Source organism: Cyclobacterium qasimii M12-11B (assembly GCF_000427295.1).
In the GTDB taxonomy this organism is placed as follows: Bacteria; Bacteroidota; Bacteroidia; order Cytophagales; family Cyclobacteriaceae; genus Cyclobacterium; species Cyclobacterium qasimii.
Genome location: NZ_ATNM01000091.1, coordinates 1 through 16,494, shown reverse-complemented (window position 1 = coordinate 16,494; position 16,494 = coordinate 1). Strand labels below are relative to the sequence as shown.

16 protein-coding genes and 1 pseudogene are annotated in these 16,494 nt (G+C 38.7%); 7 read left to right on the top strand and 10 right to left on the bottom strand.

What is annotated here, in order from left to right; genetic code table 11:
- Positions 1-5: 5 nt before the first annotated feature.
- The 9 genes and pseudogenes from ADICYQ_RS08795 to ADICYQ_RS08755 all read right to left on the bottom strand — a co-directional run bounded on the left by ADICYQ_RS08795 (position 6) and on the right by ADICYQ_RS08755 (position 7,631).
- Positions 6-806: a queuosine precursor transporter gene (locus tag ADICYQ_RS08795; protein WP_020888558.1), complete on the bottom strand. Its 801-nt coding sequence runs from the start codon at positions 804-806 to the stop codon at positions 6-8.
- Positions 807-808: 2 nt separating this feature from the next.
- A complete protein-coding gene (locus ADICYQ_RS08790; RefSeq protein WP_020888557.1) occupies positions 809-1,723 on the bottom strand; it encodes a ribonuclease Z in 915 nt (304 codons plus the stop codon).
- A 13-nt stretch (positions 1,724-1,736) separates the two neighbouring features.
- A complete protein-coding gene (locus tag ADICYQ_RS08785) occupies positions 1,737-2,117 on the bottom strand; it encodes an STAS domain-containing protein (protein ID WP_020888556.1) in 381 nt (126 codons plus the stop codon).
- Positions 2,118-2,249: 132 nt separating this feature from the next.
- Positions 2,250-3,185, bottom strand: coding sequence for a phosphoribosylaminoimidazolesuccinocarboxamide synthase (locus ADICYQ_RS08780; protein WP_020888555.1), 936 nt, complete (start codon positions 3,183-3,185; stop codon positions 2,250-2,252).
- 139 nt (positions 3,186-3,324) lie between these two features.
- A complete protein-coding gene (locus ADICYQ_RS08775) occupies positions 3,325-4,122 on the bottom strand; it encodes a toxin-antitoxin system YwqK family antitoxin (protein ID WP_020888554.1) in 798 nt (265 codons plus the stop codon).
- Positions 4,123-4,166: 44 nt separating this feature from the next.
- Positions 4,167-5,347 (bottom strand): annotated as a pseudogene (locus ADICYQ_RS08770) (acetyl-CoA C-acyltransferase).
- Positions 5,348-5,362: 15 nt separating this feature from the next.
- Positions 5,363-6,004 (bottom strand): hypothetical protein, encoded by a 642-nt coding sequence (locus tag ADICYQ_RS08765; RefSeq protein ID WP_040415318.1) that lies wholly within the window; start codon positions 6,002-6,004, stop codon positions 5,363-5,365.
- Positions 5,988-6,641: a tetratricopeptide repeat protein gene (locus ADICYQ_RS08760; protein ID WP_020888550.1), complete on the bottom strand. Its 654-nt coding sequence runs from the start codon at positions 6,639-6,641 to the stop codon at positions 5,988-5,990. Before ADICYQ_RS08760 ends, ADICYQ_RS08765 begins: the two co-directional genes overlap by 17 nt.
- A gap of 24 nt (positions 6,642-6,665) precedes the next feature.
- Positions 6,666-7,631 carry a vWA domain-containing protein gene (locus ADICYQ_RS08755; RefSeq protein WP_040415316.1) on the bottom strand — a complete coding sequence of 322 codons (966 nt, stop codon included), beginning with the start codon at positions 7,629-7,631 and terminating at the stop codon, positions 6,666-6,668.
- 190 nt (positions 7,632-7,821) lie between these two features.
- Here ADICYQ_RS08755 and ADICYQ_RS28440 point away from each other — a divergent pair, with 190 nt between their 5' ends.
- Genes ADICYQ_RS28440 through ADICYQ_RS08745 form a run of 3 tightly spaced genes read left to right on the top strand, consistent with a single transcriptional unit; the run spans position 7,822 to position 11,071 of the window.
- Entirely contained in the window at positions 7,822-8,148 is a 327-nt protein-coding gene (locus ADICYQ_RS28440; protein WP_020888547.1) for a carboxypeptidase-like regulatory domain-containing protein, read from the top strand.
- Positions 8,149-8,177: 29 nt separating this feature from the next.
- Positions 8,178-10,235, top strand: coding sequence for a TonB-dependent receptor plug domain-containing protein (locus tag ADICYQ_RS08750; protein WP_020888546.1), 2,058 nt, complete (start codon positions 8,178-8,180; stop codon positions 10,233-10,235).
- Between the two features lie 5 nt (positions 10,236-10,240).
- Positions 10,241-11,071 (top strand): DUF4249 family protein, encoded by an 831-nt coding sequence (locus ADICYQ_RS08745; RefSeq protein WP_020888545.1) that lies wholly within the window; start codon positions 10,241-10,243, stop codon positions 11,069-11,071.
- Positions 11,072-11,156: 85 nt separating this feature from the next.
- Here ADICYQ_RS08745 and ADICYQ_RS08740 read toward each other — a convergent pair whose 3' ends face one another.
- A complete protein-coding gene (locus ADICYQ_RS08740; RefSeq protein WP_020888544.1) occupies positions 11,157-12,002 on the bottom strand; it encodes an SDR family NAD(P)-dependent oxidoreductase in 846 nt (281 codons plus the stop codon).
- Between the two features lie 287 nt (positions 12,003-12,289).
- Here ADICYQ_RS08740 and glsA point away from each other — a divergent pair, with 287 nt between their 5' ends.
- The 4 genes from glsA (at position 12,290) to fucP (ending at position 16,483) form a co-directional block, all read left to right on the top strand.
- On the top strand, positions 12,290-13,009 hold the full coding sequence (gene glsA / locus ADICYQ_RS08735; protein ID WP_020888543.1) for a 1-acyl-sn-glycerol-3-phosphate acyltransferase: 720 nt from the start codon (positions 12,290-12,292) through the stop codon (positions 13,007-13,009).
- Between the two features lie 105 nt (positions 13,010-13,114).
- Positions 13,115-14,068 (top strand): glycine N(alpha)-acyltransferase GlsB, encoded by a 954-nt coding sequence (gene glsB / locus ADICYQ_RS08730; RefSeq protein ID WP_020888542.1) that lies wholly within the window; start codon positions 13,115-13,117, stop codon positions 14,066-14,068.
- A 30-nt stretch (positions 14,069-14,098) separates the two neighbouring features.
- Entirely contained in the window at positions 14,099-15,133 is a 1,035-nt protein-coding gene (locus ADICYQ_RS08725; RefSeq protein WP_020888541.1) for an aldo/keto reductase, read from the top strand.
- A 24-nt stretch (positions 15,134-15,157) separates the two neighbouring features.
- The gene (gene fucP / locus ADICYQ_RS08720; protein WP_020888540.1) at positions 15,158-16,483 is read left to right on the top strand and encodes an L-fucose:H+ symporter permease; all 1,326 of its coding nucleotides are present in this window, start codon (positions 15,158-15,160) and stop codon (positions 16,481-16,483) included.
- Positions 16,484-16,494 lie beyond the last annotated feature (11 nt).

Sequence of the window (16,494 nt, the reverse complement as noted above, 5' to 3'; positions counted from 1 at the left end):
CAGGTTTAAGTGAAGGATTTGTCTCCAGATGCTTCGGCAGTTATTCTTGCTGCCATTGATTTCCCCAGGTAGCGATCAATCAGCCCATGTCCTACATAAAGTAGGGGCGTGAGGGCTATGGCCACAGAGAATTTATAAATATAGTTGATTATGCCTACGGCAATGATTTGTTCAATAGACCAGTTGCCAAACACATAAAAGGCAATCCCTAGCACCACAAAAGAATCGATGAACTGAGAGACCAAAGTAGAACCAGTTGCCCTAAGCCATATCATTTTCGAACCTGTAATGCTCCTTAATTTCTGGAAAATATAAACATCAAGTAGCTGGCCAATTAAGAAAGCGATAAGAGAGCCGATTATAATACCTAGGCCTTGTCTAAAGATGGTGTTGAAGGCATAATCAATGTTGAAAGGATTGCCGTTGTTATCTACTTCATTTACGTCAAGCCAGAAAGTCGCTGGAGGGAGTTTGGTGACAAGTGAGATCACGATAAAAACATAGGCAATTAATCCTGCGGTAATAAAGCTGATTTTACGCACACCTTTTTTGCCGAAATATTCATTGATAATATCAGTGGTGATAAAAACCACCGGCCAAATCACAGCTCCAGCAGTAAGGTTGAAATCCAAAATGTAAGTACCAAAGAAAGTCCAGTTTGCTGGTGCCAAGCCCAATGTTTCCTCACCAGAAAAAATTTTCACACCAATGATTTCTGCCAAAATGGCATTTGTAAGAAAGATGCCAGCTAGAATTATAAATAAATTGGTTTTCTTGGATTGGTATTCCTTTTCGCTAATCTCCATGTTTATTTGATAGTGTAGGTGACTCCTTCTTCACTCAATAAACTGGGTTCAAAAGTTTCTCTGGCCTCATTCAAAAGTAAATCCAAGTTAGCGTACCTGCTTGAATAATGACCTAGCAAAAGTTTTTTAACATTTGCAGTTTTTGCTATTAAGGCTGCTTCCTTTGATGTGCTGTGTTTGGTGATTTTTGCCCGTTTCTTTTCTGCCTCCATAAAGGTCGATTCATGATAGAGCAAATCTGTGCCTTTTATATAGGGGACTAAATTGAGGTCAAAGGCTGTGTCCGAACAATAGCTGTATTTCCGAGGAGGTGTTTTTTCACAAAATTCTGAGGCCTTGAGAAGCACATTTCCATCATTGTCTTTCACATCTTGTCCTTTTTGAAGGAGGTGAATGTCGGCTACTTCTGGCTGGTGTTTGGCCATCATCTCTTTATTAAGATGTATTCTTGGATGTTTTTCCTCGAAACTAAATCCTGTACAGGGTATCCTATGTTGCAAAGGGAAAGAATAAATCGCCAGCTCTCGGATTTCCGCTAATTGTGTTTTTCCTTGTGGAATGGTGACGTGGAATATTAGTGGGAAGTTCAGGATTGAGGCTGAGTACTTCAGTTGAATGGTGATGATATCATCAAGGCCTTTTGGGCCATAGATATGTAAGGGTGATTTCCTGTTGTTTAGGTTGTAGGTGTTTATTAGCCCCATCAATCCCAAATAATGGTCTCCATGAAGATGGGAAATAAAAATATGGTTAATCTTGGAGTATTTTATTTTGAATTTTCTGAGTTGTTGTTGTGTCGACTCTCCACAATCAATCAAAAAAGATTCACCATCCCAGGAAATCAATTGAGACGTTTGGTTACGGCCATGTGCTGGAATGGCTGAATTGGAACCTAGAATGGTGATTTTAAAATCCAAAGGCTTTTATCGATTATTCTTCTTCATCTTTTTCAGCGCCATTCTCTATTTCGTGGATAAAAATAGCCTCTGCTGCTGCTTCATTATCATCCACTACTTTAAATACTTTATCAAGCATAGATATTTTTAACAACTTCACAACGTGCTCCTGTAGTGATGACAATACAAACACACCTCCGATTTCATTGAAAGCCCTGTTTCCAACCAATAAAGCACTTAATCCGCTGGAATCAGCATATTTTACGGTTCCCATGTCCAAAATTAGGTTTTTATAACCTTCAGCATGCACAGTAAGTAGTTCTGATTTTAATTGTGGAGAAAGTGTGCTGTCAAGCTTTTCTTCCATTAATGTAAAAACGACAAATTGTTCTTTTTTATCTACAGCGTATTTCATTATTTTTTATGTATTTACCTATCTTGAACATATGTGAGGAAATTTTGTTCCATTTGTTCCAAACAGGTGGTTATTTTTGATACCGATTTAAAATTAGCTTAAAAATTGATGGGGCCAAAATGTTCGGTTTAATTAAATATTAGCCAGTATAACCTCTTTGATCCTTTCGGATGCATCCTGACTTTTTGCTGGCTGAAATTCATGCCCTGTGATATGTTCAAACAGCTCAATATATCTTTTTGATATTGATTCAATTATTTCTGGTGTCATTTCTGGAATGGTTTGACCCTCCTTGCCTTGAAAACCATTTTCAATAAGCCATTGTCTGACAAATTCTTTTGAAAGCTGCTTTTGAACAGCGCCCTCCTGTTGACGTTTCTCATAGCCTTCTAAATAAAAATACCTGGAAGAATCTGGGGTGTGTATTTCGTCTATTAGAAGAATTTGATCTCCAAACTTACCAAATTCATATTTGGTATCCACTAATATCAACCCTTTACTACGGGCCATTTCGCTTCCTGACTGGAATAGCGCTCGGGTATATTGCTCTAATTGCAGGTAATCTTTTTCGCTGACAATGCCTTCACTAAGGATGTCTTCCCTGGAAATGTCTTCGTCATGACCTTGGTCAGCTTTGGTTGTAGGTGTGATGATAGGCGTTGGAAGTGCATCATTTTCCTTTAAACCATCAGGAAGGGACACGCCACAAATGCTTCTTTTCCCATCTCTATATTCTCTCCAGGCATGTCCTGCCAAGTACCCGCGAATTACCATTTCCACCTTGAAAGGGATACATTTTTTTCCAATTGTTACGTTGGGATCAGGTGTTGAAGTAACCCAGTTTGGGACTATATCAGCTGTTGAGGCCAGAAAATAGGATGCAATTTGATTCAGCACCTGCCCTTTAAAAGGGATTGGCTTTGGCAATACTACATCAAAGGCTGATATGCGATCAGTTGCAACAACAGCGATTATTTTGTCAAATATATAGACATCTCTTACCTTCCCTTTGTAAAAGTCTACTTGCCCCGGGAATTCGAATTGTGTGCTTTTTATACCTTGGTTCATCGTGCCTTAGATTTTAAACACAAAAATAGAAAATAATCTGATGGATGTTCTAATTTTTCAATGTTCCTGAAAATCTATCGTTAAAATTGTCTGCTAGACGTAATAGATATTCATTGACATTCTTTAGATAATGTTTGACTCAGTATATTTTTTGACCTGTCTTGTAAGTTGACTCTTCTATAATGGCTCCTGACTTGTCTCTGGAAGTAAAATCCCCATGTTTTAAACCACGATTGTACTTTCCTTCCAGGGCCACAATTCCATTTTCATAATAATCTATGTAGTCGCCATCCCTAATTCCATTTTTGTAAGTGATTTCACTGGCCTTGCTGCCGTCTGGGTAAAAGGTGGTGTAAAGCCCCTGGAGGCTTCCTTTGCTAAACCTCTTTTCCTCAATTATATTCCCGGATTCGGAAAATTCTTCTTGTAACCCATTTAAAACACCATCTTTAAATGAATGCTTTTCATGAATTTGACCATTTTCATAATAGCTAGTGTGGACTCCATTTGGTTTCCCATTTGCAAATTCTGTTTTGCTTTTCAGTTTTCCAGAGGGGAAGAAACTTTCCAATTGTCCTTCAATAGCTCCATTTTTAAATGTGGCAACCTGTGATAGTTCGCCGTTGGGGTAAAAGGACCTTACTTCTCCATGCGCAAGGTTATTCAGGAATGGAGTTATTTTAACAGTATCTTGAGTAATTGGGTGAATGTCTATGAAATTTGCCTCTTTTCTCCCATTTTCATACTTGCCGACTTGGATTAACTTCCCAAACTGGTCAAAAAGCTGGTAGGCTCCATGTGCCATGCCTTCTTTTGTTTCAAACTTCTCCTTAATCATGGTTTCTCCAGAATCGTAATAGGTAGTGTGAACCTGAGCGAATCCAGTGTTGGCAAAGCAGGTCAATAGAAAAAGGATAATAAAAGAAGAGAATTTCATTTGTCGTCGTTTTCCTATATAAGACTGGTATGAGTAACGAATAGTTACAATTTTTCTATAACAACGGCAGAGGCACCACCGCCACCATTGCAAATTGCAGCAACGCCTAGTTTTCCATTTTCCTGATGAAGAATGGAAAGCAAAGTTGTAATGATCCTGCTCCCTGAGCACCCTAGTGGATGGCCTATTGCGACTGCTCCCCCGTAAACATTTAATTTCGAATCTGGAATCTGAAGCAATTGCTGATTGGCCAGGGCAACAGCTGCAAAAGCTTCATTTATCTCAAAAAAATCAATGGCATCTATACTTCTACCAGCATTTTTTAAAGCTTTTGGGATGGCCAGAGAAGGTGCAGTGGTAAACCATAATGGATCAGTAGCGGCATCTGAAAAGCCTAGTATTTTCCCTATGATAGGTAAGTTCAAGGATAAGGCTGTTTCTTTGTCCGCTAAAATTATGGCTGATGCACCATCGCTAATGTTGGATGCATTGGCTGCTGTGACTGTCCCATCTGGTAAAAAACAGGTCTTAATTTTGGTATTTTATCGAAGTTAACCTTTTTAAAATCTTCATCTTCCGAGACGAGGCTCGTATCATTCCCTCTTCCTTTAATTGTTATTGGGCTTACTTCTTTATTAAATAAACCTTTCTTCCATGCCTCAGCAGCCAATTGATAGCTTTTCATCGCATACTCATCCTGAGCCTGACGACTTATGTTCATTTCTTTGGCTGTATTTTCAGCACAATTCCCCATTGGGAAGTCATTGTAAACCTCTTGAAGGCCATCTTTTTGGAGTCCATCCACCATTTTCCCATCGCCATATTTATAACCAAAACGAGCCTTGGGCAGGTAATAGGGGACATTACTCATGCTCTCCATACCGCCAGCTACCACAATTTCAGCTTGTCCACACATAATGGCCTGTGCACCTAGCATCACAGCCTTCATGCCTGAAGCACAAACTTTATTGACAGTAGTACATGGGGTCGAATTGGGCAATCCTGCTTTTAAAGCGGCTTGTCTGGCAGGAGCTTGACCTACATTTGCGGAGAGTACATTCCCCATGAATACTTCACTTACTCGTTCAGTGTCCTGTAACCCACATTTCTCTAAAGCAGCTTTAATAGCTATACTTCCTAATTCAGAGGCTGAGAGTGAAGACAATTGTCCTCCAAAACCACCGATTGGCGTCCTTGTGGCTGCTATAATATAAACTTCTCTCATCTTGGTCAAATTGGGTTAATAATCAGGAAGCCCTCGTTTGGGTTGTTGGGTTGGTTTCTTTTTGTTTTGCTGTATATACCTAAGCTCATTGCTATTCATGGCATCGAGAATTTGAGCAGCTTGTTCTGGAGTAATGTTCATTTGTTCCAATCGTTGCTTAAGTTCCTCCATCGCCTTTTCTCTCTCGCTTAGGTCACTTTCCATGCTGTTTTTCTCGTCGGAATTTTCATTGTCCTCTGTTTTCTCCCCACGTTTTTCTTCCATTTCATCAGACTTGTCAGCACCATCTTCATCGGTTTGCTCTTCACCTTCTCCGCTCTCTTGTTCTTCGCTATCCTGCTTCTCCTGCTCCTGCTGGTCTTGTTCCTGGTTTTGTTCCTGTTGCTCCTCGTTTTGTTGGTCCTGGTTTTCCTGGTCTTTTTTCTCCTGGTCTTCCTGGTCTTTTTTTAATTTCTCCCAAAGCGCATTCAGTTTGGCGTCCTGTGGGTATTTTTCAAGGCCTTCTGCCAATAGTTGACTGGTGCCTTGCATGTCCTCGTTTACATATTGTTTTGCTGCCTTGTTAAAGTAATCTGCCTGCGATTGAGATTTCCCTGTAAGTGGAAACAAAATAATTAATAGAAGGACTATAAGGTAAAGGTTATTTATTGATTTCATCGATGTCCTTTAAATGGTCTATAAATTGCTGGTAGGAAGCTACTGTTTCGTCGATTTCCAAGGCTCGGTTCATGGTGTTTAATGCCTCTTCAAATTGAAACCTATCGACCAAATCGTCCGCTTGCGCTTTCATCCTTTTAGCATAGTTTGAAGGCTCAGGTTTGTCTTCCTGATCTTGGTTTTCCTCGTTTTCCTGGTTTTCTTCATTACCGTCCAACCATCGACTTAGTAGCTCATAGTTATAACGTGCTTTTTCATTGTTAGGGGCATTTAACAAGGCCGTTTTGAAATAGGCAAGGGCTTCCTTGTATTTTTTTTCATTGCCCAACATCACTCCTTGTTGGTTAGAGGCAAAGGATGAGATTTCACCAAATGTATTATTCGTTAACGCTTCATAGGTTTTTTTAGCATCTTCTTCTTGCCCATTGTTTTGATAACTTAATGCAAGATTGAATTTGATTTCAGGCTGGTTAAGGCCATGTTCATCTATTAATGCAAGGTGATTCCTTACTGAATTTTCATAGTCTGCTTCCTTAAAAGAGCGTGCTGCAGTGTCAATAGCCTCATTTGTAATTGCTATATTTTTCCAGTCACTCGGTAACAATAATAAAACCCATAGAATATATCTGGAAACCATTGTATTGATTGTTTTTCAGTTGAATTAAAATGACAAGGTTTTGACGGGTAATATCGCATCGATTACCGCCAAAAGGAGCGCAGCCAAAAGGAAGTAGAAATACTTGTTGGACGAGGCTTCTACAGTTCTGCTGGCCATCACAGTACCTTCTAATTTAGAGATCGTATCAATCAAATGAGGGATGTCATTTTGCTCACCACTTAGTTCAAAATAATCTCCACCAGTATCATTGGCTATTTTTTTGAGGTTATCTGAAGTAAGCCTTGAAATGGCAGGTCTGTTCGTTGTTTGGTCGATAACCACGCCACTTCCTCTCGGAATGGTGCTGCCATTAGCAGTGCCAACTCCCATACTAAAGACTTTAATTCCTTTAGAATTCAGCTCATTTAGGGTTTCTTCCAAGCCATCACCAAAATCCTCTCCATCACTAATTAAAATTATAGCTTTTGATTTAGGTTCTTGACTTTCATCGGTTTGAAACTTGCTAAATGCCAGCTTTAAAGGTGCTCCAATATCTGTCCCTGAATTTGGTACCAAGCCGCTATTTAAACCATCTAAATGTAATTGAATCACGTTTTGATCGAAAGTTAGAGGGCATTGTATAAAGGCTTCCGAGGAAAAGATAATGATACCCAGCCGATCAGAACTGAAATTCTTAACCAAATTCTTCAATTCAAACTTGACCCTCTGAAGTCTACTAGGGTTAATGTCCTCAGCATTCATCGACCTGGAAAGGTCAATAGCTAGAAAGATATCTTTTCCTTCTTGCTTTATTTCTTTCATGGCATTGCCTATAGATGGGCCCGCCAAAGCGATAAGAAACAATGCGAAATACAAACTTCTTAGTACCATCTTCCATACTAGCCGCCGTTTTTTAACAGTGATTTTCTGGTTGATTTTCCAAAATCGATACAAGTATAACCCATACAGCAAAATAAATATTATTGCCAGGATTGCCATTAAACTATTGTCAGGATATGCCCAAATCATAAGTTGAAATTAATCATTATAACTTAAAACGAAATGGTTGAAGAATAATTATTGATTTTTTCAAACCTTTAAGCTAAATGTTGTTAAATTTTCAATGCAAACTTAACTATTTTGTTGTGATACCGTTAGCTTCGTAGATCCTTTATTAAAGTTTTTGGGATGTTTCACCAATAATCTTACGATTTAAATAATGATCGGTTCAAACACTGCGTTTTTCAGGTATGTATGTTTTTTATTCGTCTTTGTGTTTTTTTCAAGTTCATTCGAGACAATTGCTCAGGATATAAGCCAGGTAAGTGGACAGGTGTTTGATGGTGAATCAGGAGAACCGTTGCCTGGAGCAGCTATTTATTGGGAAAACCAGCCCTCTCGAGGTACAGTTACGGATCAAGATGGCTTTTTTTCATTACCAGTAGCATCTCTTCCAAATAATTTAAATATCAGCTTTCTGGGGTATAAACTCGCCGTAAGGTCTTTCAAAAACAAGGACGAATTGGTCGATTTAAAGTTTTTCTAAGCCCTGAAGAAGTAAGCCTCTCTGAAGTTGTGGTATCCGAACGGAGGCAAGATTATAATGTAAAGAGTACAGCAATTGGCAAAAATGAAATTTCTGGTGATGAATTAAGACGAATACCTGCCCTGTTTGGTGAGGTAGATCTTCTTAGAAGTATTCAGCTTCTCCCTGGTGTGAATACAGCAGGGGAAGGAACAACAGGCTTGTTCGTGAGAGGTGGGTCTTCAGATCAAAATCTAATTCAGATAGATGGAGCACCGATTTATAACCCTTCTCACTTTTTTGGGTTTTTCTCTGTTTTCAACCCTGATGCCGTAAGTGATGTAGCACTTTATAAAGGGAACATACCTGCCAACTTTGGTGGTAGAGCATCCTCCCTAATAGATATTTCTTTGAAGGAAGGCAATACTCAAAAAATAAGAGGGAGCGGTGGAATAGGGAGTATTAGTTCTCGGTTGACAGTGGATGGGCCTTTGTTTTCAGAAGATGCTTCGTTCTTAATATCTGCCAGACGAACCTATGCGGATATCTTCTTAGGACTTTCTTCCAACGAATCTCTCAAAGACAATCAATTGTATTTTTATGACCTTAGTGGTAAGCTGATGTGGCGGAATGGAGAAAAAAATAAATTCACCTTTTCTACCTACTATGGAAGTGACTTTCTGGGCTTGGCTGAACAATTTGGTCTCGGCTGGAACAACTGGATTAACTCCTTTGAATGGGACAGGCAAATTAACGATAAATTGTTTCTGGATGTAACCGCTTATTATAGTTTCTATAAATACAAAATCACAGTTACGGATGAAGACAATGGCTTTGATTGGTCTAATTATTTTTCCGAATCTGGGGGCAAAGTTGCACTTACCTATATTCCCCGAGAAAACACAGAACTTAAATTCGGAGTACATAGTCAACTTTATTACTTTGCTCCAGTAGACTTACAATTTAGTGATTCAGAAAACATTCAGCCCTTTGAGTCCACCACAAGAATTGGCTTTCAAAATAGTTTTTTCATCGCTGGGAATGCTGAACTCACTGAAAAACTGAGTGTTGAAGCGGGACTTCGCTGGAGTGCTTATCAGCAAATAGGCGATGGCGTGAATTACATTTATGAAAACGGAGACCCAACAATTGATGGGGTGGTTTCTGATACTTTAAATTACAATTTTGGAGAACGGATGCAGTTTTTTGATGGGCTTGAACCAAGGGTAGCGATGAGGTATCTGCTTACTGATGGGCTGGCTTTGAAAGGTAGTTATAACCGTAATTATCAATACATTCAAGTGGCTTCTAATTCTTCTGCAGGTCTCCCTATAGATAGATGGATACCTGCAGGGAAATACATTGAACCGATCCGAAGCGATCAGGTCTCAGTCGGGGTTTTTAAAAATTTAAATGACAATAAGTGGGAGCTGTCTTTGGAGGGCTATTACCGAGACTTCAGAAATATCATTGACCTCAAGCAGAATGCAGATGTATTGTTTAAAGACAATGTAGAAACTGAAATCCTTACGGGGGATGGTTGGGCTTATGGTTTAGAGTTTTTATTGAGAAAGAATGTTGGCAAAACCACTGGTTGGTTGAGTTATACCTGGTCAAGGACCTATAGAAAGATTGAAGGAATCAATAAGGGCTTGCCTTATAATCCGAGGTTTGACAGACCCCATGATTTGAGTCTCGTGCTTACGCATGAAATCAATGATAGACTGTCTTTCTCGGGTACATTTGTCTATACCACTGGTGTGGCCGTCACTTTTCCTGTGGGCTCATATGTGCTGGATAACCAACGTTTGCCAATTTATGACGAATACCGAAACCAAAGTCGTTTTCCCGATTACCACAGAATGGATTTGTCATTAACTCTTAAAAATAAAGACAAAGGTAGATGGTGGAAGGGGAGCTGGAACTTTAGTGTTTACAATGCCTATGGGAGAAAAAATCCATTCTCTTATGAATTTACAGACATCATGAACAACGATATACAATTCGACTCCAGTGATGGATTAGAAGTATTCTCACAAAGACCAGGAGTGGTTAAAACTTATTTATTTGGGATTCTACCTTCAGTAACCTACAATTTTACTTTTTAAGAAAAATGAAAAAATTAGGAATAATTGTAAGCCTTGTTTCCCTTTTGTCCTGTCAGGAAGAAGTGGCCCTTGATTTCGGGAACACGCCAAAAAAGCCGGTGATTGAAGCAATTTGGACTGATGATGCATCAGAGAACCAAATTAAAATAACTTTCACCAGGGACTATTACGACACCTTGGACAATGAGATAGCTAAGAATGCCTCTGTAAGCATAATGGACAATACATCAGGAGAAACAGTTGATTTCATGTTTGTAGAGGAATTGGGGTATTATTTGCCATCAGAGAATCAGGAAGCGGTTATTGGGCACCAATACTCCTTGCAAATATTGTTAGATGGAAACGAATATACGAGTGAAGGGATAACGCAAGAACCACCCATTCTAGACAGCATTACCTATGTGTTTGAGGAAGAAAGGTTTTTTGCCGATGAAGGTTATTTTTTAACATTGTATGGTAAAATCCCTTTTGACGATGGTAATTTTTACCGATTACTAATCACAAAAAATGACACACTTTTAAACAGTTCAAATGATTATTTTCTTTTCGATGATACTTTTGGTAATGATATCTTAGACAATGGGTTTGTGTTGAATGGGTTCGCTTTCGAGGAAAAAGACAAGGTAAAACTACAATTGATTAGATTAAATGAAAACGCATATGATTACCTGAACCAGTTTGTTTCGTTGCTTTTTAATGATGGCGGGCTTTTTAGTCCTCCCCCGGAAAACCCAAAATCCAATATTGTTGCCTCTAATGGTGACGGACAGGTGTTGGGATATTTTATGACAGGCTCTTTAATCTCCAAAACAATAACTATTGAAGGAGAAGAATGAAATTAGTTTTTAGAAAAATCAATAGCCCCTTACTTTTATCAAGTAAGGGGCTATTTTTTGTAGTTTTCTATTCAGAAATAAAGGCTTAATCAGGGGTGGTTTCAGTAAGAAATGGCTGAATTTCGGCAAGGCTGTACTCCCAAAGAAGGTCTCTTAGCGGCTTAGAAGAAGCGGTGGAGTTTGTTTTTGTGGCCTTTGAATTCTTAAAATAACCCCCATTATTACCTGGGGCTTGCTCAGTTGTTGCCAGGAATATCCCCGTTTCTGCCCCCTTTTTCGGACTAATCATGAATGGTTTGGCGAGAAGAAGCAGGAATTTGAAAAAACCATTACTCTGTCCACCAAAATTTGTATTAACTACTCCAGGGTGTAAAGCATAGGCTGAAATGTTTTCATTGCCATGTTTCTCTGCCAAAGATTTTGTGAAGAGGATATTAAATAGTTTCACGTTGGCATAGGCTTTAAAAGAACCGAAGTTGTCTTTTAATTCAAGGTCTTTTTTATTGACATTCGCTGCTTTGTATGCTTCTGAACTAACATTGATGACTTTTCCCCCATTTTCATTTTTTAGTAGTGGAAGAGAAAGGTAAGTCAGTAGGAAATGTCCCAGATGGTTTATTGAAAAAGTCTGTTCATGTCCATCTTTTGTAATTGTTTTTTCTGGAAATATGCCCCCCGCATTATTTATGAGCACATCCAGGCTTTGTGTTTTTTTGGAAAGGGTAGCTGCCGCCTTGGTTACGGATTTTAAGTCGGAAAGATCGCAATAAATTACGGTGGATTTGTTGGCCAGAGAAGGCGTTGATTGGATAAGTTCCCTGGCTTTTTTCTCATTTCTTACCAGTAGGAAAAGGTGTTCACATAATGGAGCCAATGCTTTTACTTTTTCGGCGCCAATTCCTGAGGTGGCTCCTGTTATTGCTATTTTCATTTAGGTATCTTTATAGGTTGTTCAATCGCCTGAAATTGAGAAAGTATGAAGTTGGTATTAAATATACAAAAACTACAATTAAATGCTCGAAGCTGAAAAAATCATTGGGGTGAATCATGAATGAATTGAAACTGACAAATTAATTTCTGTATTTTTGTTTTTGATTTCAATCAGGGAATTTACTGGTTGCTATCTGAAAATTAACAGTATTGAGTTTATAGGGCTGTTTTTCAGGCGGATGCCTTTTTATCGCAATAATGCTAATCCATTAATTAAACAGATAATACGTGACAAAGAAGAAATTCGTTGAAATAGAGAAAGTAATTGGTAAAAAGAATCCTGCTTTATTGAAGTGGATTCCTGGTTTTTTACTCTCTTATATCAAGAGAATTGCACATGAAACTGAGGTCAATGAGATTATGGCTCGGAATGATGATTTGAAAGAATTAGCATTCGTTAATGCCTTAATCAAGGAGTTTGGGATGGAAATAGAGGTGAGAAATGAAGAGAATATCCCTTTAGATGGTGATGTTATTTTCGCCTCAAATCACCCTCTTGGAGGCTTGGATGGCATCGTATTGATGCATGTTTTAGGTGCATTCAGAGAAGATTTGAGGTTTTTGGTCAATGATGTATTGATGAATATACCTAATTTCGGAAAGTTATTTGTGCCCATTAATAAACATGGCGGACATGGGAAAAGAGGTGTTGAGCTTATAGAGGCTACCTATGCTTCAGGTAATGGGGTTATTATCTTTCCAGCAGGCTTGGTTTCACGCAAGCAGGAGAATGGAATTGAAGATTTGGAATGGAAAAAAAGCTTCATTAACAAAGCAAAGAAATATAAAAAAGATGTTGTTCCTATTTATATAGAGGGGAGAAATTCATCTTTTTTTTATAATTTGGCCAACCTTAGGAAAAAGTTGGGAGTAAAGGCTAATATTGAAATGTTTTATTTGGCGGATGAAATGTTTGCCCAAAAAACAAAAAAATTGTTGTCCATATAGGAAAACCGATTTCTTACAAGTATTTTGATGCTTCTAAAACGGATAAATATTGGGCGGAAGAGGTAAAAAAGTAGTTTACAATATAGTCCAAGACAAGTAGGATTTATGCAAGACATTATCAACCCGATTGAAAGGGATGCTATTAAAAATGAATTGATACCCGATCGATTTTTAAGATATGTAAACAATGGGGAAAATGAAATCTATTTGGTTAATCAACACAATGCACCAAATGTGTTGAAAGAAATCGGTAGGCTACGTGAGATTTCCTTTCGCGCAGCGGGAGGAGGAACAGGATTGTCTATAGATTTAGATGAGAATGATACCTGCGAGAAATGCTACGACCAGTTGATCGCATGGAATCCTGAAGATGAAGAAATCATTGCAGGGTATAGATTGATCAAATGCTCGGATGCTGGTTTTACAGATAAAGGTTCTGTGAATCTTTCTACAGCGCACCTTTTTAATTTCTCAAATGCCTTCATTGAAGATTACCTACCCTTTACTATAGAATTGGGAAGATCCTTTGTTCAGCCAAAATACCAACCAAGTATAGACAATAGAAAAGGGATATTTTCCCTTGACAATTTGTGGGATGGCCTGGGAGCAGTGGTAATGATCAATCCAGATATCAAATATCTTTTTGGTAAAGTGACCATGTATCCCCATTATAATGAAGATGCAAGGGATTTATTGATCTATTTTATGCATCATTATTTTCCAGACAGAGATGAATTAATCTTACCAATAACTTCATTGGGTTATAAAACTGACGCGAATAATTTCAAGGGCATATTTGATGGGGTACCTTATAAGGAGGGTTATAAAATACTTAACTCAAAGGTGAGGTCTTTAGGTGAAAATATCCCCCCTTTGATCAATACTTATATGAACTTGTCTTCTACAATGAAGATTTTTGGAACGGCAATGAATTATGAATTTGGAGCTGTAGAAGAAACAGGGATATTAATCACCATTGCGGATATTTACGAATCCAAAAAACATCGTCACCTTGAAACATATACCAGAGACATGCACTTTGGTGTGAAACAAAATTAAGCTTTTGATGCGCATTGAACCTATTGAGAAATGAATACGAAGCCATTTGGTAAAACAGGCTTATATTTTCCATCAATCATCTTTGGGAGCAGTGCGCTGGGAAACCTCTTCCAGACCTATTCAAAAGCAGAAAAAAAAGCCATTCTAAAGGAAGCTTTTAGTAAAACCAGCCCCTATACCGTTTTCGATACGGCAGGTAAATATGGGGCAGGATTGGCACTGGAAGTATTGGGTGAGTTTTTAGCGGAAGAAGGCATTCCTCAGGACAAAGTTATTATCACCAATAAACTGGGCTGGACAAGAATCCCCCTTACTACACCAGAACCCCTCTTCGAACCCAATATATGGAAAGGGATAAAACATGATGCCGTTCAGAAGATAAGTTATAACGGCATTTTGGAGTGTTTTGAAAAAGATAATTTACTGTTAAAGGGCTATGTTCCTCAGTTGATATCCCTTCATGACCCAGATGAGTTTTTGGCCAAGGCCAAGACCGACAAGGAGAGAGATGGATTGTGGAAAGAGCTCTTAGGAGCCATTTCAGCCATGAAGGAATTGAAGGAAGCAGGTAAGGTAAAAGGCATAGGTGTAGGAGCCAAAGACTGGAAAATAATCAAAGAAATATATAACCAGGTACCGCTGGACTATGTAATGGTCGCCAATAGCCATTCACTTATTCATCATCCACCGGAATTAATGGATTTTTTGGAGGTATTAAGGAAGGATGAGGTAGGCTTAATCATAGCAGCCGTTTTTCAATCGGGTTTTTTGACTGGGGAGGACTTTTTTGATTATAAAAAACTTGATATAACGGATCCGGAGGATCAAAGAAAAATTCAGTGGAGAAATTCATTCTTCGAAGTTTGTGAGCGACATGATGTTGCACCTTTTCATGCTTGTATTCAATTCTCTTTAGCCGTACCCGGAGTCACTAGTATTGCGCTAAGCGTCAATAAACCTGAATTGGTAGAAAAAAACATCATGGCTTCAGAAACACCTTTACCCCAAGAATTTTGGAAAGAATTAAAAGATAAATCCTTAATTTCGGATTTCCCTTATTTATAAGAAACCAAATAATCTAAACCACCAATGAGTCAAACAATAAACCCAGTAAAGACAGAATTAATTTCTAAAAAGAATTTCTGGCCATTTCTATTACTTACCTGCCTGTTTATGCTGTGGGGTGTAGCCCACAATATGACGGACACCCTTCTGGCAGCTTTTAAAAGAATCATGAGCATGACTGATTTCCAGACCTCATGGATTCAGTTGGCTTTCTACGGTTCCTATTTTTGTTTGGCCTTACCAGCTGCAATTTTCATTAGAAAGTATTCTTATAAATCGGGAATCCTTTTGGGCTTAGGGCTATTTGCATTGGGTTCTTTGCTCTTTTATCCTGCGGGAATGATGATGTCCTATGGGTTCTTTTTGGTTGCATTGTATGTACTCGCAGGAGGTCTATCTATTTTGGAAACAGCTGCCAACCCTTATATTTTGGTAATAGGACCACCAGAAACAGCGACACAAAGACTTAACCTGGCACAATCATTCAACCCAATCGGGTCGGTTATTGGTGTTTTTCTAAGTAAAATATTCATCCTTTCTAAACTCAACACTGCCGAGGCAATAGATAGAACCAACATGACACCTGAAGCACTTGAAGCAATTCAGGCAGATGAATTGGCTGGTGTAGTAAGTACTTATGTCGGAGTGGCTTTGTTTCTGATCGTAGTATGGTTTATCATTCGTGCCGTTAAGATGCCTGTAGCCTCAGAGGAGACAGAGAAAGATGGCGTGATCAGTGGCTTCAAAAGACTGTTTAAGAATAAAAATTACGTGAGGGGTGTAATGGCTCAGTTCTTTTATGTTGGTGCTCAGATTGGAGTATGGTCATATACCATTAGGTATGTAATGACAGAGCTTGACGTAATGGAAAGTGGTGCATCGGATTACTATTTGATTTCTTTGGTGCTTTTTGCAGGAAGTCGTTTTCTGTTCACGATATTGATGAAGTACTTTAAACCTTCCATTTTATTGGCCTTTTCTTCGCTCTTAGCTATTCTACTTAGTTTTGTAGTGATTTATGCCAGTGGAATGACCGCTGTTATAGCACTTGTGTTGATATCGGTGTGTATGTCGCTGATGTTTCCTACGATCTATGGCTTGGCAGCAGAAGGACTTGGCAATGATACCAAGTTGGGAGGGTCAGGTTTGATTATGGCCATACTTGGAGGAGCGCTTATTACTGCCATCCAGGGACAAGTTTCTGATATTAGCGGTAGTATTCGACTGTCCTATTATGTGCCGATGCTATGTTTTGTTGTAGTAATGTATTTTGGACTTGCCCATTATTTCCATAAGCCTGAAAAAAAAGCAAGAGGAGGTGGTTTGATTAGGATTTCAGCATTGATTTAAATATAAAAAAG